Source organism: Bacillus sp. ILBB4 (assembly GCF_035064545.1).
GTDB lineage: Bacteria > Bacillota > Bacilli > Bacillales > Bacillaceae_H > Priestia.
Map to the genome: position 1 here is coordinate 858,691 of NZ_JAIQVD010000001.1, position 20,382 is coordinate 879,072.

Genomic DNA, 20,382 nt, shown 5'->3' on the forward strand with positions numbered 1-20,382 from the left:
TAAATTCCATTACGTCTTCATAGTGTTTAGAAGAAAAGGCTTTTGAAGGAGGGAATGAATCAGTGAACATAGGGTTTATCGGAACAGGAAACATGGGGAAAATATTAATTGATGCGTTTATTGAATCAAAAGCCGTACGTCCTTCTAAAATTACTATTATGAATCGCACAAAAAAAAGAGCCAAAGAGATTCAACAGCAGCATAAAAAAATTCATGTTGCTGATACAGCTGAAGAAGTTGTTCACGCATCCAAAGTCATTTTTATTTGTGTTAAGCCATTGGATATTCACCCCCTTTTAATAAAATTAGAACCACTGCTGACGAAAGATCACTGCATTATATCCATTACCAGTCCAATTAGCGTAGAACAAATCGAACGCCTCGTTCCGAGTCAAGCAGCTAGAATTATCCCTAGCATTACGAATCGGGCATTAGCAGGTGTTTCTCTTTTCACGTTTGGAGAAAGATGTACGCCTTTTTACCAAAATTATTTACATGAATTATTTTCATCTATGTCAAAGCCTGTGGCTATTGATCAAACGATTACGCGCGTATCATCCGATATCGTAAGCTGCGGTCCTGCATTCTTCAGCTTTTTGCTTCAACGCTTTATTGATGCAGCAGTTCAAGAAACAAATATTTCTGAAGAAGAAGCTACCGTCATGGCCAGTGATATGATTATTGGAATGGGAAAACTGTTGGAAAAAGAAATATTTACGCTTCCTACCTTGCAGGATAAAGTATGCGTAAAAGGCGGTGTAACCGGAGAAGGTATTAAAGTTTTAGAAGCTGAACTCGGAGAGATGTTTGTGCACGTATTTCAAAAAACACATGAAAAATTTGACGAAGACATTGAGCTTGTTCACAATCAGTTTGATAGTCTTATTCCATAATTTCTGTAGAAATCCTGCTTTGAAACAAAAAAAGAAGCCTCTACTCGGCTTCTTTTTTTTGCGCAGAGAAAAAGATGCGCTCACTGTTTGAAGTAGGCTCACTCATTTTGAAATCTGCACTTACTTCTATATTTATAAAACCAGCTTCGCTCAGCCATGATTGATAATGGTCAATCGACCAAGTGCGCTGAGCATGCACCTCATCAAAGCGATGATATGCATCCATTTCTTCATCATAAGCAAAAAACGTAATATCATGCTCTACGCGCATATCTGTATCGTCATAGGTGCAGTTCCAAATATATGACACGTCTTCATCTACGTAAGAAAAAGATTGATTTCCAAATACGTCCTTCATCTTGTGCACTGAATGAACATCAAATATAAAAAGCCCACCTGGTTTTAAGTGCTTATATACACGTTGAATGGTTTCTTGAACTTCTTTATCACTTTGCAAATAGTTCAAAGAATCACAAAAGATTACTACACAATCGAACTCTTTCAATAACTCAAGTTCCGCCATGTTTTGCTGAAAAAGAGATAGCGTTACCCCTGCTTCTGTCGCCTTTTCCTGGGCTACCATAAGCATATCATCAGACAAATCAACGCCTACTACGGAGAAACCTTCTTGTGCAAATCGAACGGAGAGTTCTCCCGTGCCGCAGGCAAGGTCTAATATACTGTCAGGCTTTGTTTTCGCTTTTGCCACCTGCTGATTAAAAAATTCAGCCCACTCGTCATACGGAACGTCTGCCATTAGCTGATCATATACGTAGGCAAATTCTCCGTACCTGCTCATAGCTGTAGCTCTTCTGAACTTACAAATGGTGCATCTCCCCATAAGCGTTCTAAGTTATAATATCCGCGCTCATCTTTATGGAAAATGTGAACCACAACATCTCCAAGATCAACAAGAACCCACTTAGCCTGCTCAAATCCTTCTAAACGCTTCACAGAAATGCCTTGTTCGTGTGCTTTTTCTTTAATTTCACGAGCAATTGCCTGCACTTGTTTATCTGAGTTACCGTGACAAATAACAAAATAATCTGCCACAAGTGAGATTCCTTCCATATTTAACGCTACGATATCGATTGCTTTTTTATCGTCTGCTGCTTCTACAACAAGAGATAGCAATTCACGTTCAGTCATGTGTTTGACCTCCTAAGATTAAATCATTATATGTCATCATCGTATCGGGATAAACGGCCTGATGTTTAGTCATTAAAAAAGAAATGGTGTTTTTCAGTGATTGAATAAGTGCTGCATTTAAGTCGGTTTTAGCTAACTCCCGCACTTCATCAACACCTGGAAATCTCCTTCCGGGTTCAATGTAATCAGCAACGTACACAATTTTTTCAAGTAACGTCATGCCAGGTCTTCCGGATGTATGGTAAGCAATCGCATCCAATACTTCCTTATCCGTAATCCCTACTTCATTTCTCACTAAAAACGCGCCTACTGGAGCATGCCATAATTCGGTATTGTATTCCAATAAAGAAGGGTTCATGTTTTGATCAATAATAATTTGCTTCATCTCTTCCTTTGGACGAAACTTGGCATAGTCATGAAAAATAGCAGCCAGTTCTGCTTTTTTTTCGTCTGCTTCAAAACGCTTAGCTAATTCAATTGCTGTTTCCATTACCCCGACAGTATGAATATAACGACGTTCTGTTAACTGTTTCTTTACGATTTCTAATGCCTCAGTTCGATTCATATAATTGATTCTCCTCGATATATTGTTTAACACCAGCAGGTATAAAATAACGAATGGTTTCTTTCTTTACTACTCGTTCGCGAATAAAGGAAGAGGAGACATCAAACTGCGGAACTTCTACTTCTTTTATCGGGTAAGGGGACGTAATGGTATACCCCGGGCGTTTTACACCTACAAATGTAACCAAATTGACTAATTCATCAATTTCATACCACTTCGGCAAATATTCTACCATATCAGCACCAACGATGAAATGAAACTGATACGTTGGATACTTCTCCGTTAGTATTCTCATCGTATCATATGTATATGAAGGCTCTTTGCGCTCAAATTCAATCGGCTGCAGGGTAAATTGATCATGTTCTTCAATAGCTAGCTTTAGCATTTGTAAACGATGATATGGCTCAATAGGCTCTTTGATTGTTTTATGAGGTGGAATATACGACGGCATGAACCATATCTCATCTAATTTCAAGGCATGCAAAACCTCATTTGCCATCATTAAATGCCCCAAATGAGGCGGATTGAATGTTCCACCTAAAATTCCAATACTCTTCAACAATCCCCGACTCCTTTAATTTACTTCATTTTTAAATAGAGCGGGTTTCCCCGCTCTATTTCATTTCACTTTTGGAAGCATTAACTGCTTATTTTCGCGTGATTCTTTATATAATACAATTGTATTTCCAATCACTTGTACAAGCTCTGCTTTTGTTCCTTTTGTTAATCGAGCAGCAACCGTGTCACGATCTTCGTCACAGTTTTGCAGAATGCTTACTTTTAATAATTCTCTTGCTTCTAATGCATCAGCAATTTGACCAATCATATTTTCGTTGACTCCACCTTTTCCTACTTGGAAAATTGGATTTAAATGATGTGCTTTTGAACGTAAAAAACGTTTTTGTTTACCTGTTAACATAAAAACCTCCGTTGTATCTTATCTCTTAGTTAGTGTTGAAAGAACAATGTGTTCCATTGCCTCTTCGTCAGGACGGACGTTCGTCCACTTTTCAAATGCAAGTGCACCTTGCAGTACAAACATACCGACACCGTTATGAGTGCCTGCCCCTTTTGCTTCAGCCTCTTTTAAAAGCTTTGTTTTTAAAGGGTTGTAAATAATATCGCTGACTACGGCTTCTTTTTGCAATAAAGTAAGTGCTAATGGCAGCTCATCAACGTTAGGATACATTCCCACTGAAGTGGTATTAATAATAATATCGAATGTATCTAATTGTTTTTCCGCATCAGAAATAGACATCGCCGCCGTTTTCGTCGAAAAAGGCAGCTCGTTAGCTAATACAGCTGCTTTTTCGACGGTACGATTGCATATCGCAATTACCTCGGGAGCATGCTGAGCGGCAATTGTATAAAAAATAGCTTTTGCAGCTCCTCCAGCTCCAATAATTAAAATTCTTTTTTGGGATAAGCTGCCTTCTACTGCTTTGAGTAAAGACGTCACATACCCCTCTCCGTCGGTATTGTATCCAATATAACGGCCATCTTGATTAACAACTGTATTTACAGCGCCAATTGCCTTTGCTAATGGATCGACTTCATCCAAATGCTTCATAATATCAACTTTATAAGGAATCGTGACATTAAATCCTTGAATGTTTTTATCTTTTAGCTCTCCAATGGCTGACTCAAAATGAACAGGTTCAATTGGAAAAGCTTCATAATGAGCATCCATATTCAGACGTTTAAAGGCGTCATTTTGCATCAATGGCGATAGTGAATGCCCAAGCGGATAACCAACTAGCCCATATAATGTACTCAAGATTTTTTCCCCTTTTTGTTTAAATTAAAGAATCGCGCACAAATACGCCGACTCCTTTTGGTGCATGCGCCACAACTTTTGAACCTGACTCATTAACCGTCACCCAGCCAAGCCCTGAAAAAACAATATCCGTTTTTTCATTTTTTATTGTAAATTCATGTGCAACCAGTTCAGGAAACTCATCCATTTGCTCTGGGCGCGGCGGCTGAAGCAGTTCACCTGCTTGCTTTTCATACAGCTCATCTGCTTTTTCAAGCTTCGTACGATGGATATGCAAATCGTTCGATACATAACATGTTAATGACTTGCGGCCTCCCTGTACATAATCTAAGCGCGCCAGTCCTCCAAAGTATAACGTTTGCCCTTCATTTAGCTGATAAACCTTCGGCTTTATTTCTTTTTTAGGAGAAATTAGCTTTAAGTCTCGTTTATCTACATAGTGAGCCATTTGATGGTGATTAATAATACCAGGCGTATCATATAAAGACGCGCCGTTATCAAGCGGGATATCAATCATATCCAGCGTTGTGCCCGGATATTGAGATGTGGTAATAATATCTTTTTCTCCCGTTACTTCTTTAATAATGGCATTAATAAATGTTGATTTACCAACGTTTGTACATCCCACAACATATACATCTTTACCTTCGCGATAATATTCAATGGCTTCGGCAATTTCTCGAATTCCTTGTCCTTTTTGCGCGCTCATGAGAAACACATCCACTGATTTTAGCCCAAGCTCTTTCGCTTCTCGCTTCATCCAATGAATTAGTTTATTTTTCTTTATAGACTTTGGCAGTAAATCTGCTTTATTTCCCACTAAAAGAACCTTGTTATTTCCAACAAATCGATGCAAACCAGGTAACCAGCTGCCGTTAAAGTCAAAGATATCTACAACTTTTACAACTAAACCGTCCGTTTGACCAATTCCATTTAAGATTTTTAAAAAATCATCGTCTGTTAAGGAAACATCTTGTACTTCATTATAATGCTTCAAGCGAAAGCATCGCTGGCAAATAATAGCTTCTTTTTCTAGTGCTGATTTTGGAGCATAGCCAAGTTCATCCGGTCGTTCTGTTTGAATCTCCACTCCGCATCCTACGCACTGTAATTTTTCTTCACTCACGTTTTAATCCTCCCAGTTAATCATACCTTTTCGTTTCATCCAACCTAGAATTCTTCGTTCCATTTTACGGTTAAATTTCGTTACAAATCCATCTGTTTGCGCAACTGGTACAACCAAAACCGTATATACGCCGAGACGATTTCCTCCTAATACATCCGTTAAAAGCTGGTCACCAATAACTACAACCTCATCTTTTTGCAGCTCCATATCACGAAGAGCTCTTCTAAATGCTTTACGCATCGGTTTGCGTGCTTTATATACAAATGGAAGTCCAACTGGATCTGAAAACAGCTTGACTCGTTTCTCCACATTATTCGATACAATCGTAATTTTAATTCCACTATCTTTCATTAACTGAAACCACTCAATTAATTCCGGAGTGGCATCAGGGCGATCCCATTCCACCAACGTGTTATCTAAGTCGGTAATAATTCCTTTTATTCCGCGCTCTTTCAAATCGTCTGGCTTAATTTGAAACACGTTTTTCACATGTTCATTTGGTAAAAAAAGTTTCAACACGTATCATGCACCTCGAATATATAGTTACATACTAAAATTAACGCCGTCTATCATTATAACGACTTCTTGTTATTTTCCAACCTAAAATTTTATTCTCTTCAAAAACAGGTCTTTTCTTAGTATAAAGGATATGCCTTGTGAATGCTTTAACTTTATACAGAAAGTTATTGACAAAAGGTAGTAAAACTCCATTTGTTCGTGAGCTTACGATATATTCACCCACTGCAAACTTAAAATAAAAAATAGTGCAGAAAACGTTTATTACTTATCAAATAGGGTAAGTGGTAAACAAATTCCGTTAAAAGTTTTCGACAAAAATTGATAAGCCCGATTATGTGGATAAGGTTATACACATTATCCTCTGTTATAGTTCAGCAATTAATGGTAATTATAAACAACATACCCACATTTTATCCACCGAAAGCTGTGGATAACAGAACGATTGTTCCTTTATTTGATTCATGTTAGATTATAAATAAGGAATTTATTAGCATTTAAATATAACTTTTTAGGATATTTATTTTAGTAGGAGGTGGCGGCAATCTTATGAGAAAATTATCAGATGAGCTGCTTATTGAATCATACAGCAAAGCAACTGAACTGCAATTAAGCCCTGATTTTATAAAATTAATTGAAGAGGAAATTGAAAGAAGATCATTAAAGATTAGCATACAAATTCCTTCTTAACGAATAAAAGAGCCTTCTTAATAAAAGAAAGCTGCATCTTCATTTATCTATCTACTCTTTTATTATATAGGCTCTATTTTTTCAAATGAGCAATTGGTTCTCCACATTTTACGTAAGAACCTGAGTAAACATTAGAAGCAAAAGTGATTGAGTTCTTCTCAAATAATAAAATGACAGTCGAGCCAAACGTGAAGTAAGCCATTTCTTCCCCTTTTTCGACTACTTCTTTTTTAGAAACCGCTTCAATACTGTTGATAAACATGGCTCCTACTTTTACCATCAGCATGTGACCATTTTCAAATGTTAACTCCGTGAGCTTCCGGAAATTTTTCACAAGCGGTTCTTTCCCGTATTTGATTCCTAATGAATTTACTGGATAAGACTTTTGTCCAACGGTCCACGTATCCCCCACCTGGGCTTTAAGAGGGCTGTGAATGCGATGATAGTCTTTCGGACTAAGGTAGAGGATAATAAACTGTCCCTCTATATATTTTTCAAGAACGAGATCATTTGAAACCATTTCCTGTATAGAATAAGGTTTGTTTTTTACAATCATTTCTTTTTGAGGCGTAATGACTCCATATGCTTCTATCTTTGCATCTACAGGACTGACAACGCTGTCTTTCTGATGATCGACCGGACGGGCAGAAGGTTTCAAACGGCGAATAAATAGCTCATGTAAGTTTTGATAGTGATGCAGAGGCTTGTCCATTTCTTCTTTATTTACTTTAAAAACTTTTGTATAGGAGGGTATAACAAACCGACTCCATTTAGAGAAAGTGAATTTTCGAATGAGCTTCGATGATCCTTGGTGATTCGTAAGCTCAATAAACGTTCGATACAGGTGCTGCAACAATAATTTTACCTCCACATACTGAATAGTTCTTTACTAGAATAAGGTTTGCGTCTACAATGAAATTACCATTATTTTTACCTTTAGTTCATTCCATCCTTTAAAGGAGTGAGGAAATTGTTTTTATTAGACTATCTAGATCATACAATTAAAAAGCTGAGATCCCAAGCGGCAAACTCCTTAACGATTGTTAATTTAAGTTTAGGAAGCTTTGCTATTTTATTTGTCATGAAAAATGAACTGAACTTAAGTTTATTACTAATTTTTTTAGCAGCGTTAGCAGACCGATTCGACGGCATGGTAGCCAGAAAGCTGCAAATTGAATCTGAACTTGGAAAACAACTGGACTCCATGTGCGATATTATATCATTTGGCATCGCTCCAGCTCTACTACTTTATCAAAGTATTTTATCTCACTTTGGTGCTGCAGGTTCAATTGTTACCATCTGTTACATTGCTTGCGGAGCACTTCGTCTTGCCCGCTTTAACATCACAGAAAATACTGGGTATTTTACAGGGCTCCCTATTACCGCAGCAGGTTGTTTATTAACTCTTAGCTACTTAGGCGTCCCTTATTTGCCTTCACACTTTTATATGTTTTTAATTATCGTACTCGCTTGCTTGATGATTAGTACTTTCAAGCTAAAAAAAGTATAGAGCTCTACTTACTTTTATTGAGGAATATTATCGTCTTGCTTCTTTTCTTAATTATAGAATAAATCATCTTCTTTAAGAAACAAAGCGAAAATTCCTTAAGAATTCTTAAAAATGAATGGTTCTATTCGGTAGGATATGTCATCTAAAAAAACTCATGCGCATGCATGAGTTTTTTTTAATACCAGCAGCTAAACCAATAGAAGCTTCCGAAAATTAATAACAGGACAAACAGAACAATCAACAATCCAAGTCCCCAGCCGAAGCCTCCTCCACATGGGTAAGCTGGATAATTAGGATAACAGCAGCCTCCGTAACCGTACATACTCTCCCTCCTTACACTATAAACTACTACTAGCGTATGTACATACTTTTCCCCTGTATAGGCTGGTAACTATCTCTAAAGAAAAATCTGTGGACTTTTTCAAACTCTCTTGTCCCCGGGGGAATTTTAAACGTACAGGCAAAGACATCCTTCTTTTTACATATAGTGTAATGTTAGTCTCTCACAGGTTGATATCCCCTTATGGAGGTGAAGAGATGTCTGCATTATTTACCGCACTAGGCTATTTCTTTAAAGAATTGGTTTTCCTTGTTTCCTACGTAAAAAACAATGCGTTTCCTCAACCCTTGTCTGCTGCTGAAGAAAAGAGATATTTATCTTTAATGGAACAAGGAGATCAAGAAGCGCGAAACCTTCTTATTGAACACAATCTCCGGCTCGTTGCGCATATTGTTAAAAAGTTTGAAAACACGGGAGAGGATGCGGAAGATTTAATTTCAATTGGGACAATCGGTTTAATTAAAGCAATCGAAAGTTATTCGCAAGGAAAAGGAACAAAATTAGCTACTTATGCCGCACGATGTATTGAAAATGAAATATTGATGCACTTGCGAGCGCTCAAAAAAACAAAAAAAGATGTGTCGCTCCATGATCCAATTGGCCAGGATAAAGAAGGAAATGAAATCAGTTTGATTGATGTATTAAAATCAGAATCAGACGATGTAATTGATATGATTCAACTAAATATGGAATTAGAAAAAATAAAAGAATACATCGATATTCTCGATGATCGAGAAAAGGAAGTAATTGTTGGCCGCTTCGGTTTGGATCTGCAGGATGAAAAAACCCAGCGAGAAATTGCAAAAGAATTAAATATTTCAAGAAGTTATGTTTCGCGAATTGAAAAGCGAGCGCTGATGAAAATGTTTCACGAATTTTACAGAGCCGAAAAAGAGAAAAAAAAGAGCGGAAAGAAGGAGAATTAATCCTTCTTTCCGCTCTTTTTTTAAAATAATTTCCAAATAATAATCCGTAGCAAACACATCATTACTCCCCCTACTAATCATTTAGGTGGAATCTTTCTCCACAAGCAGCCATACAACGATATATCCTTTTTGATTAATCATCATTCATCCACTCCTTTCCACTGTTCAAATTAGAAATGACGATAAAACTCATACTTGCGGTCTTTTATTTCTTCTTCTAATTGTCTTACATACTGTTCATGCTTAATTTCTGCCTCTGAGTATTGACGGGACTTTATGGTAATAGTTAAAAAGAAAATGTTCAGTGTCATTACAATCACCTCCTTATACACAAAAAAGCCACAGTAATGCATAAGCATCCTGTGGCTGAAAAATAATAAAAACCACAGGGCTACTATTCGCACCTGTGGTGAATTAACGTGTTTTAATGATCAAAGTAAGAAAGTTACTTGATACAGGAACACGGCCGAATAGTATACGTATATAGACGATTTTTGAACATAGTTGAAACTGGATGACCCATAACTGATAAACGTCTTAACATATGACTCGACCTCCTTTTAATAAAGTATTTTCCTTACAATGGTAATTATATCCACGGACTCATAAAAAGTAAACTGTTTTTTTGAAAAATAGGGAATTTTTTTATTTTTTCAACCCTCATAAAAAAAGACGATGTATAATCGCCTTTTTACATCTATTATTCTTTTTCTTTCATTAGTTCTTTTTTCAGTTTTTTAGTTTGATAACTAAAATAAAAGGCAAGGGCGGCAAAAAGAATAACGATTGCTTCCATTATTCCAAGCTGCATATCACTTTTTTCACCTTGGCCAATCATAACACCAATGTACAAGAATGTACTTACGGCTAGAAGGACGTAAATAAAGCGGCTGTAATCTTCAATTTTTGCTTTGATGTGTTGAGCTTTCATACAATCACCTTCTCAGTAGAATGTTATAACTCTACTCTATCATAGATCTATAGGTCTATAAAAATCCTATTTTTACCATAATCATTTCAATGCCTCTTCTAAGTCTTCAATTAAATCTTCTACATCTTCAAGGCCTACAGAAATACGAATTAATCCATCTGTAATTCCTAGCTCTTTACGTCGGTCGCTCGGTATAGAAGCATGAGTCATTTTAGAAGGAATGGAAATAAGGCTTTCAATGGCTCCTAAACTTTCTGCTAATGTAAAATATTTCACTTTGCTCAGTACTTGTTCCGCTTTCTCTTCGCTTCCCACATCAAAAGAAACCATTCCCCCAAAACCTCTTGCTTGCTTTTTAGCAATAAGGTGGTTTGGGTGGGTTTTTAATCCTGGATAATATACTTTTGTAACAGCAGGATGAGCAAGTAAAAATTCTACTATTTTCCCAGTGTTGAATTCATGTTCTTCCATTCGTATTCCTAATGTTTTAATCCCCCTCATCAAAAGCCAAGAATCTTGGGGTCCTAAAATGCCTCCAGTCGCATTTTGAATAAAATGAAGGTCTTCTGCCAATTTAGGCGAATTCACAACAGCTAGCCCTGCTACAACGTCACTGTGGCCGCCTAGATACTTAGTTGCACTGTGCAGAACGATATCCGCACCTTTTTCGATAGGGTTTTGCCAATACGGGGTACTGAATGTGTTATCAACGATGGTAAGTAAATGATGCTGTTTAGCTACTGAAGAAGCCTGCTGCAAGTCAGTAATTTTTAGGAGAGGATTCGTGGGAGTCTCGATATAAATAGCTTTTGTGTTGGGGCGAATTTCTTTCTTAATATTTTCGATGTCGCTTGTATCAATAAAAGTAGCTTCAATGCCAATACGGCTCAGCACTTTTGTAATCACTCGGTACGTTCCTCCGTATACGTCATCTGTAATTAGCACATGATCTCCGCTGTTAAACAGCATGAATACAGCAGTAGTAGCTGCCATACCAGATCCAAACGCAAACCCCGCATATCCTCCTTCAATTTCTTTGATAAGTTCTTCTAAGGCGTGTCGTGTAGGGTTACCGGTTCTCGAATATTCGTATCCCGTATGTTTTCCAGCTCCCTCTTGTTTATAAGTGCTCACTTGATAAATAGGAACAGAGACAGCACCCGTCTGTTCATCGCCAACAATTCCACCATGAATTAATTGTGTTTTACGTTTCATCTTATCTTCCTCCACTGTAAATATTTTTACTTAAGTACCGTTCGCTGCTATCGGGAAAAATGGTGACGATATGAGCGCCTTTTTCTGCATTTTTTGCTTCGAGCAGGGCTGCTTCGAAGGCTGCTCCTGAAGAGCTCCCTACTAGTAACCCTTCTTTTAAAGCCAGCTCTTTCACTCTTTGAAAAGCATAAACATCTTCAACAGTATGAATAGCATTAAAATAAGACCGCTCCATATAATCAGGGATGAACTCCATTCCAATTCCTTCAGTTAAGTGAGGGCCGGATTTCCCTCCGTTTAAAATCGAACCTTCTGGCTCCACAATGACTGTTTTTAGAGAAGGATTTTTTTCTTTCAAAAATTTTGCTGTACCCATAAATGTTCCACCTGTACCTGCTCCAGCTACAAACACGTCGATTTTTCCATCAAGCTGTTCATATATTTCTGGCCCTAAGGTTTTGTAATAAGTCATAGGATTGGCCGGATTAGCAAACTGCTGAGGACAATAAGAACCAGGTATTTCACGCAGCAGCTCTTGAGCCTTGTTTATAGCACCTTTCATACCAGCTTCAGTAGGTGTTTGAACCACAGTTGCCCCCAAAGCCTTCATAAGCTGCTGTTTTTCAATACTGAATTTTTCTGGAACACATAGTATGACGTTTATTTCGTGCTGAAGAGCAGCTAAAGCCAGCCCAATCCCCGTATTTCCAGCAGTAGGCTCAACCACCGTTCCGCCTCGCCTCAGTCTTCCAGAGCTAAGAGCTTCTTGCATCAGTTCTTTTCCTAAACGATCTTTTACACTTCCTCCTGGATTAACATATTCCAGTTTAGCAAATATCCTGATTTCTCTAGGTAAATCAAATTGTGTAATCTCAATCATAGGTGTGTTTCCAATCAATTCATGAATGTTTTTGGCTACCTTCATAATCTTGAACACCTCGCTATCAAATAATATAACTTAACCTATAAATAAAGTCGGAATTAAGGTAAAAATATAGTCTACACCCCATGTTATGATAAACGATGCAGAGTGTAGACGAAAACAAACTCTATATTTTACGAACAGCTTATTTTAATTTTGTAATAAAATTCAATACTAATTTCGTTGAATTAACAGCTGCTTTTTCTAAAAATTGCTCAAAAGAAACATTTGATTCTTTGCCGGCGATGTCAGAAAGAGCACGAAGAATAACAAACGGTACGCCAAATTGATAGCATACTTGAGCAACAGCCGCCGCTTCCATTTCAGCTGCATACAGGTCTGGAAACTTAGAGCGAACAAACTCTACGCGCACAGGATCGTTCATGAACGAATCTCCTGTAGCAATTAGTCCTTTTACAATTTTCATATCCGTTACTTCAAGAGCACTTTCTTCAGCAAGACGAACTAGTTTGTCATCTGCTTTAAAAGCTGCAGGCAAGTTTGGCACTTGACCGTATTCATAGTTGAATACCGTTACATCTACATCATGATGACGAACTTCTGTTGAAATAACCGCATCCCCTACGTTTAACTCTGGATGGAAGCCGCCTGCTGATCCTGTGTTAATAACGTAATCAGGTTTGAACTTCTCTAGTAAGATGGCTGTAGATAACGCAGCATTTACTTTTCCAATACCTGATTTTAATAATACAACCTCCACACCGCTAATTGTTCCTGTTGAGTATTCACATCCTGCGATTACTGTTTCTTGACGATTTTCAATTTTATCGCGTAAAATCGTCACTTCTTCTTCCATTGCTCCAATGATTGCTACTTTCATTTTAAAACCTCTTTCTACTATTGTTTCGTTGCCTCCAATACCCACACAAAGTGATTAAATTGTGTAAAGGTTATGTGAAAACCATTGCTTTCAAAGATTTGCTTTAAGACGGGAATCGTTGTATAGTATTCCCTCTCTAGATCTTCTGCTAGTTGCGTATATCCTTTTTGTTTTGCCTGAACAATGGTATCAGCAAATGAATCCGCTGTTTCAAACATTGTATCAGCAAACACTATTTTACCACCGGTTTGAAGTAACTTTCCATAGTTTATCACAGCTTCTTCTTTTTCTTTATCTGTTAAATGATGAAAAGCATACGTACTAACTAAGCTCTCTGCTGGAAACAATGATGTATCAAATTGTAAAAAGTCTCCTGGTGTGACTAAAACATCTGCCCCTAATTTCTGGTGTGCCAATTGTCTCATTGGTACTGAAGGTTCAATTCCTACTACAGTCAGTTCTTTTTCTAACAGTTTTTTTGTTAAGTTTCCAGTCCCTGTTCCAAATTCTATCACATGCCCTATTGAACGGTCTGCTACATATTCTAAGATTTCATTATAATTGCGAAACACTTCTCTATACTGTTCATCTTTCCCGCTTACCGATGCATCATACTCATTCGCCCACTTTTCAAAGATATCTAAAAACTCTAGACCCATAAAAAACGCCTCCTCATAACTAATAATTCTTATGGATATAGTATGTTTTTAGCTATCGTTTGTTCTTCATTTACAAATTATTTTAAGCTTTTAACTTTCTATTTGCTATACTATAGTAATGAAATAAGGAGGTCGTAAGATGAACTTTGAATTTGAAATGATTGAAGATAAAATAGAATTTTTTGAAGCGCCTGATGTTAAAATACTTGAGAAACAAATTGCTGAAAAAATTGATCAAAATAAAGCGATTTTGCTTGAGGTGCACAGCGTATCTCATCAAATGTCTGTGGACTATGAACAAGGTAAAAAACTGTACTCTGCAGTTGTTCATTTCAAATTAAAAAAGCAGCGCTAGCGCGCTGCTTTTCTTATTGAAGCTTGTCTACCACTGCGGGCTTCCAGCCTTCTCCATCTACCCATTCAATTTGAACGCGGTATTTTGTTGAGGAGTTGCCTTTAGGACTAACCGTAGCTACCGCTTTACCTACACCACCGTTATTCCCTAAACGCCATACGGTCATGTTGCTTGGGCTAATGCCTGACCCTTCGCCTACAGCTTTTAGCATTTCGTTCCAATCCGTTGATCCTTTTTTATATGTTGCTGCAGGTGCATCTTGTGACGTACCTACTGAATCCCATGAAGGATCTACCTTGCGTTCTGCCACGCCAGGCTCTGGATTTTTCTCTACTTCAGCCTGTGAATCTGAGTCGTTTGATTCTTCATCTGTTGCTTGATCATCTTCAGAGCTTTGGTCATCTTCAGAACTTTGATCATCTGTTGCTTGATCATCTGTTGCTTGATCATCTTTCGAAGAATCATCGTCTTTTTTAGCCGTCTTGTCCGTTTTTTGGTCATTTGTTTGCGGATTGTTTTGAGTTGTTTCCGCTTGGTTATCCGATTTATCCTTGTTTCCAAGAATCATCGTACCACCGACAAATACAATTAAAACTGCTACGACAGCAATTAACAGATTATATAATCGGTTTACTTTTTTTTCTTTGCTTTCGTGTCTTGAAGAACGATTGTTATTCATTGCTACAATTTCCTCCAACTTTTATAATGCTTTATTCTAACATGTGTTTTCTTATACATGAAGCATCAAAATTTATTTGAAGTATATTTGTAATATTTTTTACAAATTCTTCTTGTTTTAACGTGTATTTAAGTCATACATCCCTTTAACAATATCATAAAATACGCTGTTTGTGGGAGATATCGCACTTTTTGTATTTAAATCCACTACTACCATTGCATATTTTGGATCATCTGCAGGAAAGTAACCGGCAAACCATTTATCGACGATATCGTCTTTCACACTGATTTCAGCAGTTCCTGACTTTCCTGCCACTTCATAAGGAAGCGTTTGAAATCTTCTTCCTGTTCCTTTTTCGCTCTGTACGACACCTTTTAAAAGCTGCTGCATAGAAGCAGCTGTGGCTTTATTAATGGTATCTCCTTTTAGCTCATGCTCTTTAAACGTATACAATGACGTGTTGTTTTTATACTCTAGCGCATCTACAGCTTTTACCTGTTTCTTTTCTCCTCCACGTGCAATCGTCGCCATCATATTTGCTACTGCAAGCGGAGTCACTTTTACATCAAGCTGCCCAATTGCCGTTTGCGCTACAGCATTTGGTACTTTTTTTTCTCTTGTATTTGTCCAAACTCTTCCCGATTTTTCTCCTAAAAACTGCTTAAAATGTTCAAAGTGGAACACATCACCTGTCCATCCTACAGGCTGAATAAGCCCTAACTTATCAGCATATTGTTCAAGGATATTCGGATTAGATATTATCATTTCTTTTGCTAGCTGGGCAAACGTTGCATTACAACTTTGCGCGAAGCTTTCTTCAAACGTCAGCTGCCCTTTTTGATGATCTTCTTCTACATTATTGCCATAAATACTTTTATCGCAGTTATAGGTCAAAGAAGGCTGAATTTTATTTTGTTCAAGCGCTGCAGCAGCTGTTACGGTTTTAAATATAGATCCAGGAGTTTGTGGCGTCAGCAAACGATTTTCTACGCTGTCTGAACCATTTTGCTTTTTAAATGGATCTTTCTTATTAATCGAAGGCCTGCTGGCCATCGCAATTACTTTATTATTTTTTATATCAATTAAGACAGCTCCTCCGTCTTTTAACTTATAATGATTTAATGTATTCTCCACCAGCTCCTGAGCAGACAAATCAAGCGTCGTACGCACACTGACTGGATAATAAGGGTTAGCTGTACCCGTGTATTTTACATCGATGCCAAACATAGGCCCACCTAGGCGATCAACATGATAAAGGAGCTTAGACTCCTGTTCAGGCAGTAAAAACTCGTCAAAAGCCCTCTGCATCCCTGAGATACCTACAGGCGTAGTTGATTTAATTGCTCCATTTTTCAATTTGTCACTATACTTCTCTTCAATTATTTGTTTGCTTTGTGCCTCTAGTCCGATTAAATGTTCAGCAAGAGGAACTGGACGCTCATCTTTTAGAGGAATTCCAAATACGCCAGGTACCTTTAATGCATTTATTTTTTCGACTTGTGCATGGGATAATTCTTTTGTAATAACAACCGGTGTTTTAGCATTCGCTAGTCTGTTCGTTAGTTCCTTTGGTTGCATTCCCACGATTTCACTTACTTGCTGAACAGGCCACTTCATTTTTTCTAAAAATGGAAACAGGACTAAGCGATTATGCGTGATAGATGTTAAAGACTGTCCATTTTTATCTTCAAATTTCCCTCGCCCGTCATCTACCACCATTTCCTGCGTACGCTGCTTTACGCTTCCTTCAATTAAGTTAATCTTTTTGTCAGTAAAAGATTCTGTGCTGACAAGCTGGAGTTGAACAAGCCGTGCTCCCAGTCCACTAATTAATAATAAAATAAAAATAAGAGTAATATAAATTCGCTTGTGAATTATTTTCATGACTACACCTCACTCTTTACAAGTGTCGACGTTGCCATTACTTTTAAAACCATTATCTTAAGAAATATTCATTCTTTTTTTCATTTCACAAAAAAACTTGCTGATTCAGCAAGTTTTTATTATTAATTTTCTGTTAAAAATTGTTGAGTTGTTCTTAGCTTTCCTATTTTCGGAAAGATGTAAGAAAGAGTTGCTTCATGCTCTTCTTTTGTAAATGTCGCCATGGCATCCGTGATAAAAATTTGGTTATACCCATACTGAAATGCTTCACGAGCTGTGCTTTCCACACCAATATTTGTTGCAATTCCGCAAAGGACAATTGTATCAATTCCTCTTCGGCGAAGCTGAAGGTCTAAATCTGTCCCAAAAAAGGCTCCCCACTGACGTTTTGTCACAATGTAATCATTCTCTTGAACATTAAGTCTTGGATCGAATTCCGCCCAGTCTGCAGGTCTTTCTTGAGGAGCAGATGGCTTTTGATCCGTTTCTGGCGTCAACGCATCTTTTCCATCTTGAAAATCTACTCGTACAAAGCTAATAAATCCATTTTGTTCGCGGAAACGATTCACAAGCTGAACAGATTTCTCCACAATTTCGTCTCCTCCAATTGGAACAATCCCTTTTTGTAAATCAATTAAAACAAGCGCTGTTTTAGTAAAATCGATATCTTTCATTTTCATCTTTCCTTTCTTACATATCTTTTCTATTCTCTCCGCTTTTTAAAATCATATAAAAAAAGCTGACGCGTGTCAGCTTTTTTAATTACGAGCATTCAGTAGAACGCTTCCAACCATATGTTTTACTTAACAGATACAATTTTCACTGACATATCTCCACCAGGAGTTTGAACAGTTACTTGATCTCCAATTTGTTTGCCCATTAGACTTTTAGCAATTGGCGAATCATTTGAAATTTTCCCTTCAAACGGATCTGCTTCTGCACTACCTACAATTGTATACGTTTCTTCGTCACCATCTGGCAACTCTACAAATGTTACAGATTTACCTAATGATACAATAGAAGAGTTTTCTACATCTTCTTCAATAATTTTCGCATTGCGAATCATATTTTCAAGCGTTGTAATACGGCCTTCTACGAAAGCCTGCTCGTCTTTTGCAGAATCGTACTCAGAGTTCTCCGATAAATCTCCAAAACTGCGGGCGATTTTGATACGCTCTACAACTTCTTTACGTTTTACTGTTTTTAAATATTCTAGCTCTTGCTCTAGCTTTAGCTTTCCTTCTTCTGTCATTGGAAATACTTTTTCTTGTGCCATAATCCCTTCACTCCTTCTTGAACTCAAAATCTCTAGTGTATACAGTCCATTTCTGTATGTACAAAAAATTTTCCACTCTGTGGAAAAATCAGTTAATAGAGAAATGACAGCTTCAAAATAGAAGCTGCTCGTTTCTCTATTCTTTATAATGTTTGTGTTTAGTTAGCAGAATATGTCTGCATTGTCTTCAAAAAAATTCCTGCATCTATGCTATGTTATTATAAAATGGCATTTTGTTCAAGAATTGTTTGAATTTTAGTGACCATCAAGTCAATCGCTACGTGGTTTTGACCGCCTTCAGGAATGATAATATCTGCATAACGTTTTGTTGGTTCAACAAACTGATTATGCATCGGGCGAACGACAGATACGTATTGATCAACAACTGACTCAAGCGTACGCTCTCGTTCTTTAATATCACGAAGCATACGACGAATGATACGAAGATCCGCATCTGTATCTACGTATAGCTTGATATCCATTAAATTACGCAAGCGCTGATCTTCTAGTACAAGAATACCTTCTAAAATAATAACATCTTTTGGTTCTTCTCTAATTACCTTTTCAGAGCGCGTATGAATTGCGTAATCATATACCGGTTTGTCAATGCTCTCATAATTTAATAAGTTTTGCAAGTGTTCAATCAGCAAATCATTATCAAATGCTAAAGGATGATCGTAGTTTGTTTGCAAACGCTGTTCAAACGCTACATCGCTTTGATCTTTATAATAATAGTCTTGCTCAAGAAGCATAATAGAATGCCCTTTAAAATACTCATAAATAGCTTTGGTTACAGTTGTTTTACCAGAACCGGATCCACCAGCGATACCGATTACAACGGGCTTTTTCCCCATTTTATATTTAAATCCCCTTTCGCATCATGTTATATGAAAATAGAGGTTGGTCCACTTTAAATTTCACAATTTGCAGCGGATGACGCGCAGCATCTAGTTCATTGCCATCTTCGTCCCAAATTTTATCTATTTTTTGCGTAAAATTTTTAATTTCCGGACCGAAAAATTCCACTTCTTCTCCCGGTTTAAAATAGTTACGCTGTTGCAATGTCACGATGCTTGTTTCTTCATCATAATTCAATACTAAACCAGCAAAATCAAATTTTGTTTTCTTGCCGTGTACGCCGAACATTTGCTCATCCACTCCAGGAACCCCTTCAAAAAAGGCAGGAGCGGTATCGCGGTTTGCACATTTGTCTAGCTCATCAAGCCATTCTTTTTGAATCACAAAATTCTCAGGATCTGCACAGTATGCGTCAATCACCTTGCGATATACGCTCACCACTGTTGCAATATAGTGAATCGACTTCATACGTCCTTCAATTTTCAAGCTATCAATACCCAGCTCAATCATTTGAGGGATAGATTGAATTAAATTTAAGTCTTTTGGACTCATTGCAAACGGATCGTCTTGCTCATCAAATAAAGCCGTTTCCGTTTTACCGTCTTCTACTTTAAATAAATCATAGTCCCAACGGCATGATTGACAGCAGCCTCCGCGGTTTGAATCACGCGCTGTCATATGATTACTTAGCACGCAGCGGCCTGAATAAGCAATACACATCGCTCCGTGAATAAAAGCTTCAATTTCAATATCCACTTTTTCTTTCATTTCGCGCATTTCTTCAGCACCCGTTTCACGAGCAAGTACAACACGTTCTAATCCTTCTTCTTTCCAGAACTGAACGGCTTTCCAGTTTGAAAGTGATTGCTGCGTACTTAAATGTACTTCAAGCTTAGGCGCAACGCGTCGACAGGTTTCGATAATTAACGGATCAGCTACGATGATTCCAGAAACACCAGCGCGCTCTAATCCCATTAAATAATCTTCAAGTCCGTCCATATTTTCATTATGAGCAAAAATGTTTGTTGTAACGTAAATACGTGCGCCGTATTTGTTTGCAAACTGAACACCTTCTGCCATTTCTTCAAATGTAAAGTTATCTGCATTTGAACGAAGGCCAAACTCTTTTCCTCCGATAAATACAGCATCTGCTCCATAGTGTACGGCAACTTTTAATTTTTCAAGGTTACCGGCTGGAGCTAACAACTCAGGCTTCTTAGTAATAACTCGTTTACCTTCTACTACAGTATCGATTTGAACAGCCATCGTT

At 37.5% G+C, this 20,382-nt stretch carries 27 protein-coding genes; 5 read left to right on the plus strand and 22 right to left on the minus strand.

Annotated elements, in window-relative coordinates:
* Window positions 1-62: 62 nt before the first annotated feature.
* Window positions 63-893 (plus strand): late competence protein ComER, encoded by an 831-nt coding sequence (comER, locus tag LAV82_RS04600; protein WP_211077272.1) that lies wholly within the window; start codon window positions 63-65, stop codon window positions 891-893.
* A 40-nt stretch (window positions 894-933) separates the two neighbouring features.
* Here comER and LAV82_RS04605 read toward each other — a convergent pair whose 3' ends face one another.
* From LAV82_RS04605 to LAV82_RS04640, 8 genes are read right to left on the minus strand one after another with little or no spacing between them, the layout of a single operon-like run.
* Window positions 934-1,692, minus strand: a complete 759-nt coding sequence (locus tag LAV82_RS04605) for a class I SAM-dependent DNA methyltransferase (protein ID WP_211077271.1) — start codon at window positions 1,690-1,692, stop codon at window positions 934-936.
* A complete protein-coding gene (rsfS, locus tag LAV82_RS04610; RefSeq protein ID WP_013085071.1) occupies window positions 1,689-2,042 on the minus strand; it encodes a ribosome silencing factor in 354 nt (117 codons plus the stop codon). Before rsfS ends, LAV82_RS04605 begins: the two co-directional genes overlap by 4 nt.
* Complete coding sequence (gene yqeK, locus LAV82_RS04615; protein WP_028411664.1) at window positions 2,035-2,607, minus strand: bis(5'-nucleosyl)-tetraphosphatase (symmetrical) YqeK; 573 nt, start codon at window positions 2,605-2,607, stop codon at window positions 2,035-2,037. The genes rsfS and yqeK overlap by 8 nt, the downstream gene beginning before the upstream one ends.
* Entirely contained in the window at window positions 2,594-3,166 is a 573-nt protein-coding gene (locus LAV82_RS04620; RefSeq protein WP_013059259.1) for a nicotinate-nucleotide adenylyltransferase, read from the minus strand. Before LAV82_RS04620 ends, yqeK begins: the two co-directional genes overlap by 14 nt.
* 60 nt (window positions 3,167-3,226) lie before the next feature.
* Window positions 3,227-3,526: a ribosome assembly RNA-binding protein YhbY gene (gene yhbY / locus LAV82_RS04625; RefSeq protein WP_013059260.1), complete on the minus strand. Its 300-nt coding sequence runs from the start codon at window positions 3,524-3,526 to the stop codon at window positions 3,227-3,229.
* 18 nt (window positions 3,527-3,544) lie between these two features.
* Window positions 3,545-4,384 carry a shikimate dehydrogenase gene (gene aroE / locus LAV82_RS04630; RefSeq protein ID WP_016765605.1) on the minus strand — a complete coding sequence of 280 codons (840 nt, stop codon included), beginning with the start codon at window positions 4,382-4,384 and terminating at the stop codon, window positions 3,545-3,547.
* Window positions 4,385-4,403: 19 nt separating this feature from the next.
* On the minus strand, window positions 4,404-5,510 hold the full coding sequence (gene yqeH / locus LAV82_RS04635; RefSeq protein WP_211077270.1) for a ribosome biogenesis GTPase YqeH: 1,107 nt from the start codon (window positions 5,508-5,510) through the stop codon (window positions 4,404-4,406).
* Between the two features lie 3 nt (window positions 5,511-5,513).
* On the minus strand, window positions 5,514-6,026 hold the full coding sequence (locus tag LAV82_RS04640; RefSeq protein ID WP_013059263.1) for a YqeG family HAD IIIA-type phosphatase: 513 nt from the start codon (window positions 6,024-6,026) through the stop codon (window positions 5,514-5,516).
* 549 nt (window positions 6,027-6,575) lie between these two features.
* Here LAV82_RS04640 and LAV82_RS04645 point away from each other — a divergent pair.
* Window positions 6,576-6,716 (plus strand): sporulation histidine kinase inhibitor Sda, encoded by a 141-nt coding sequence (locus LAV82_RS04645; protein WP_013059264.1) that lies wholly within the window; start codon window positions 6,576-6,578, stop codon window positions 6,714-6,716.
* A gap of 73 nt (window positions 6,717-6,789) precedes the next feature.
* On the opposite strand, the gene LAV82_RS04650 is transcribed toward LAV82_RS04645, so the two are convergent.
* Entirely contained in the window at window positions 6,790-7,572 is a 783-nt protein-coding gene (locus LAV82_RS04650; RefSeq protein WP_499715689.1) for a phosphatidylserine decarboxylase, read from the minus strand.
* 114 nt (window positions 7,573-7,686) lie between these two features.
* Between LAV82_RS04650 and pssA the strand changes: the two genes are divergently transcribed.
* Window positions 7,687-8,226, plus strand: a complete 540-nt coding sequence (gene pssA, locus LAV82_RS04655; protein WP_013059266.1) for a CDP-diacylglycerol--serine O-phosphatidyltransferase — start codon at window positions 7,687-7,689, stop codon at window positions 8,224-8,226.
* Between the two features lie 175 nt (window positions 8,227-8,401).
* Here pssA and LAV82_RS04660 read toward each other — a convergent pair whose 3' ends face one another.
* Window positions 8,402-8,548 carry a hypothetical protein gene (locus LAV82_RS04660; protein ID WP_013059267.1) on the minus strand — a complete coding sequence of 49 codons (147 nt, stop codon included), beginning with the start codon at window positions 8,546-8,548 and terminating at the stop codon, window positions 8,402-8,404.
* Window positions 8,549-8,763: 215 nt separating this feature from the next.
* Between LAV82_RS04660 and sigK the strand changes: the two genes are divergently transcribed.
* Window positions 8,764-9,492 (plus strand): RNA polymerase sporulation sigma factor SigK, encoded by a 729-nt coding sequence (gene sigK, locus LAV82_RS04665; RefSeq protein WP_013059268.1) that lies wholly within the window; start codon window positions 8,764-8,766, stop codon window positions 9,490-9,492.
* A 170-nt stretch (window positions 9,493-9,662) separates the two neighbouring features.
* Here the strand turns inward: sigK and LAV82_RS04670 are convergent, their stop codons facing one another.
* The 6 genes from LAV82_RS04670 to LAV82_RS04695 form a co-directional block, all read right to left on the minus strand.
* Entirely contained in the window at window positions 9,663-9,803 is a 141-nt protein-coding gene (locus tag LAV82_RS04670; RefSeq protein ID WP_013059269.1) for a YrzI family small protein, read from the minus strand.
* 389 nt (window positions 9,804-10,192) lie between these two features.
* Window positions 10,193-10,423, minus strand: coding sequence for a YrhC family protein (locus tag LAV82_RS04675; protein WP_013059270.1), 231 nt, complete (start codon window positions 10,421-10,423; stop codon window positions 10,193-10,195).
* A gap of 81 nt (window positions 10,424-10,504) precedes the next feature.
* Window positions 10,505-11,638: a bifunctional cystathionine gamma-lyase/homocysteine desulfhydrase gene (locus tag LAV82_RS04680; RefSeq protein WP_013059271.1), complete on the minus strand. Its 1,134-nt coding sequence runs from the start codon at window positions 11,636-11,638 to the stop codon at window positions 10,505-10,507.
* 1 nt (window position 11,639) lies between these two features.
* A complete protein-coding gene (locus LAV82_RS04685; protein ID WP_499715690.1) occupies window positions 11,640-12,563 on the minus strand; it encodes a PLP-dependent cysteine synthase family protein in 924 nt (307 codons plus the stop codon).
* A 142-nt stretch (window positions 12,564-12,705) separates the two neighbouring features.
* Window positions 12,706-13,401 carry a 5'-methylthioadenosine/S-adenosylhomocysteine nucleosidase gene (gene mtnN, locus LAV82_RS04690; RefSeq protein ID WP_013059273.1) on the minus strand — a complete coding sequence of 232 codons (696 nt, stop codon included), beginning with the start codon at window positions 13,399-13,401 and terminating at the stop codon, window positions 12,706-12,708.
* 17 nt (window positions 13,402-13,418) lie between these two features.
* The gene (locus LAV82_RS04695; protein ID WP_013059274.1) at window positions 13,419-14,060 is read right to left on the minus strand and encodes a class I SAM-dependent methyltransferase; all 642 of its coding nucleotides are present in this window, start codon (window positions 14,058-14,060) and stop codon (window positions 13,419-13,421) included.
* 139 nt (window positions 14,061-14,199) lie between these two features.
* Here LAV82_RS04695 and LAV82_RS04700 point away from each other — a divergent pair, with 139 nt between their 5' ends.
* A complete protein-coding gene (locus LAV82_RS04700; RefSeq protein WP_013059275.1) occupies window positions 14,200-14,415 on the plus strand; it encodes a DUF2536 family protein in 216 nt (71 codons plus the stop codon).
* Window positions 14,416-14,428: 13 nt separating this feature from the next.
* Here LAV82_RS04700 and LAV82_RS04705 read toward each other — a convergent pair whose 3' ends face one another.
* From LAV82_RS04705 to LAV82_RS04730, 6 genes are all read right to left on the minus strand, one after another.
* Window positions 14,429-15,094, minus strand: coding sequence for a YrrS family protein (locus LAV82_RS04705; RefSeq protein WP_499715691.1), 666 nt, complete (start codon window positions 15,092-15,094; stop codon window positions 14,429-14,431).
* Between the two features lie 117 nt (window positions 15,095-15,211).
* Complete coding sequence (locus LAV82_RS04710; protein ID WP_499715692.1) at window positions 15,212-16,978, minus strand: peptidoglycan D,D-transpeptidase FtsI family protein; 1,767 nt, start codon at window positions 16,976-16,978, stop codon at window positions 15,212-15,214.
* Window positions 16,979-17,100: 122 nt separating this feature from the next.
* Entirely contained in the window at window positions 17,101-17,658 is a 558-nt protein-coding gene (locus LAV82_RS04715; RefSeq protein WP_028410598.1) for an isochorismatase family protein, read from the minus strand.
* 119 nt (window positions 17,659-17,777) lie between these two features.
* A complete protein-coding gene (gene greA, locus LAV82_RS04720; RefSeq protein ID WP_013059279.1) occupies window positions 17,778-18,254 on the minus strand; it encodes a transcription elongation factor GreA in 477 nt (158 codons plus the stop codon).
* Window positions 18,255-18,472: 218 nt separating this feature from the next.
* Window positions 18,473-19,108, minus strand: a complete 636-nt coding sequence (gene udk, locus LAV82_RS04725; RefSeq protein ID WP_211077268.1) for a uridine kinase — start codon at window positions 19,106-19,108, stop codon at window positions 18,473-18,475.
* A gap of 7 nt (window positions 19,109-19,115) precedes the next feature.
* A complete protein-coding gene (locus LAV82_RS04730) occupies window positions 19,116-20,378 on the minus strand; it encodes a peptidase U32 family protein (RefSeq protein ID WP_013059281.1) in 1,263 nt (420 codons plus the stop codon).
* Between the last annotated feature and the right edge of the window lie 4 nt (window positions 20,379-20,382).

What these genes read in the sequence shown, in the direction of transcription:
- sigK (WP_013059268.1), top strand. Translation starts at nt 8,764, where the DNA reads ATGTCTGCATTATTTACCGCACTAGGCTATTTCTTTAAAGAATTGGTT.
- LAV82_RS04670 (WP_013059269.1), bottom strand. Translation starts at nt 9,803, where the DNA reads ATGACACTGAACATTTTCTTTTTAACTATTACCATAAAGTCCCGTCAA.
- LAV82_RS04605 (WP_211077271.1), bottom strand. Translation starts at nt 1,692, where the DNA reads ATGAGCAGGTACGGAGAATTTGCCTACGTATATGATCAGCTAATGGCA.
- LAV82_RS04680 (WP_013059271.1), bottom strand. Translation starts at nt 11,638, where the DNA reads ATGAAACGTAAAACACAATTAATTCATGGTGGAATTGTTGGCGATGAA.
- yhbY (WP_013059260.1), bottom strand. Translation starts at nt 3,526, where the DNA reads ATGTTAACAGGTAAACAAAAACGTTTTTTACGTTCAAAAGCACATCAT.
- greA (WP_013059279.1), bottom strand. Translation starts at nt 18,254, where the DNA reads ATGGCACAAGAAAAAGTATTTCCAATGACAGAAGAAGGAAAGCTAAAG.
- LAV82_RS04700 (WP_013059275.1), top strand. Translation starts at nt 14,200, where the DNA reads ATGAACTTTGAATTTGAAATGATTGAAGATAAAATAGAATTTTTTGAA.
- yqeK (WP_028411664.1), bottom strand. Translation starts at nt 2,607, where the DNA reads ATGAATCGAACTGAGGCATTAGAAATCGTAAAGAAACAGTTAACAGAA.
- LAV82_RS04705 (WP_499715691.1), bottom strand. Translation starts at nt 15,094, where the DNA reads ATGAATAACAATCGTTCTTCAAGACACGAAAGCAAAGAAAAAAAAGTA.
- LAV82_RS04710 (WP_499715692.1), bottom strand. Translation starts at nt 16,978, where the DNA reads ATGAAAATAATTCACAAGCGAATTTATATTACTCTTATTTTTATTTTA.
- LAV82_RS04685 (WP_499715690.1), bottom strand. Translation starts at nt 12,563, where the DNA reads ATGAAGGTAGCCAAAAACATTCATGAATTGATTGGAAACACACCTATG.
- LAV82_RS04715 (WP_028410598.1), bottom strand. Translation starts at nt 17,658, where the DNA reads ATGAAAATGAAAGATATCGATTTTACTAAAACAGCGCTTGTTTTAATT.
- udk (WP_211077268.1), bottom strand. Translation starts at nt 19,108, where the DNA reads ATGGGGAAAAAGCCCGTTGTAATCGGTATCGCTGGTGGATCCGGTTCT.
- LAV82_RS04645 (WP_013059264.1), top strand. Translation starts at nt 6,576, where the DNA reads ATGAGAAAATTATCAGATGAGCTGCTTATTGAATCATACAGCAAAGCA.
- LAV82_RS04675 (WP_013059270.1), bottom strand. Translation starts at nt 10,423, where the DNA reads ATGAAAGCTCAACACATCAAAGCAAAAATTGAAGATTACAGCCGCTTT.
- rsfS (WP_013085071.1), bottom strand. Translation starts at nt 2,042, where the DNA reads ATGACTGAACGTGAATTGCTATCTCTTGTTGTAGAAGCAGCAGACGAT.
- LAV82_RS04730 (WP_013059281.1), bottom strand. Translation starts at nt 20,378, where the DNA reads ATGGCTGTTCAAATCGATACTGTAGTAGAAGGTAAACGAGTTATTACT.
- LAV82_RS04695 (WP_013059274.1), bottom strand. Translation starts at nt 14,060, where the DNA reads ATGGGTCTAGAGTTTTTAGATATCTTTGAAAAGTGGGCGAATGAGTAT.
- mtnN (WP_013059273.1), bottom strand. Translation starts at nt 13,401, where the DNA reads ATGAAAGTAGCAATCATTGGAGCAATGGAAGAAGAAGTGACGATTTTA.
- LAV82_RS04660 (WP_013059267.1), bottom strand. Translation starts at nt 8,548, where the DNA reads ATGTACGGTTACGGAGGCTGCTGTTATCCTAATTATCCAGCTTACCCA.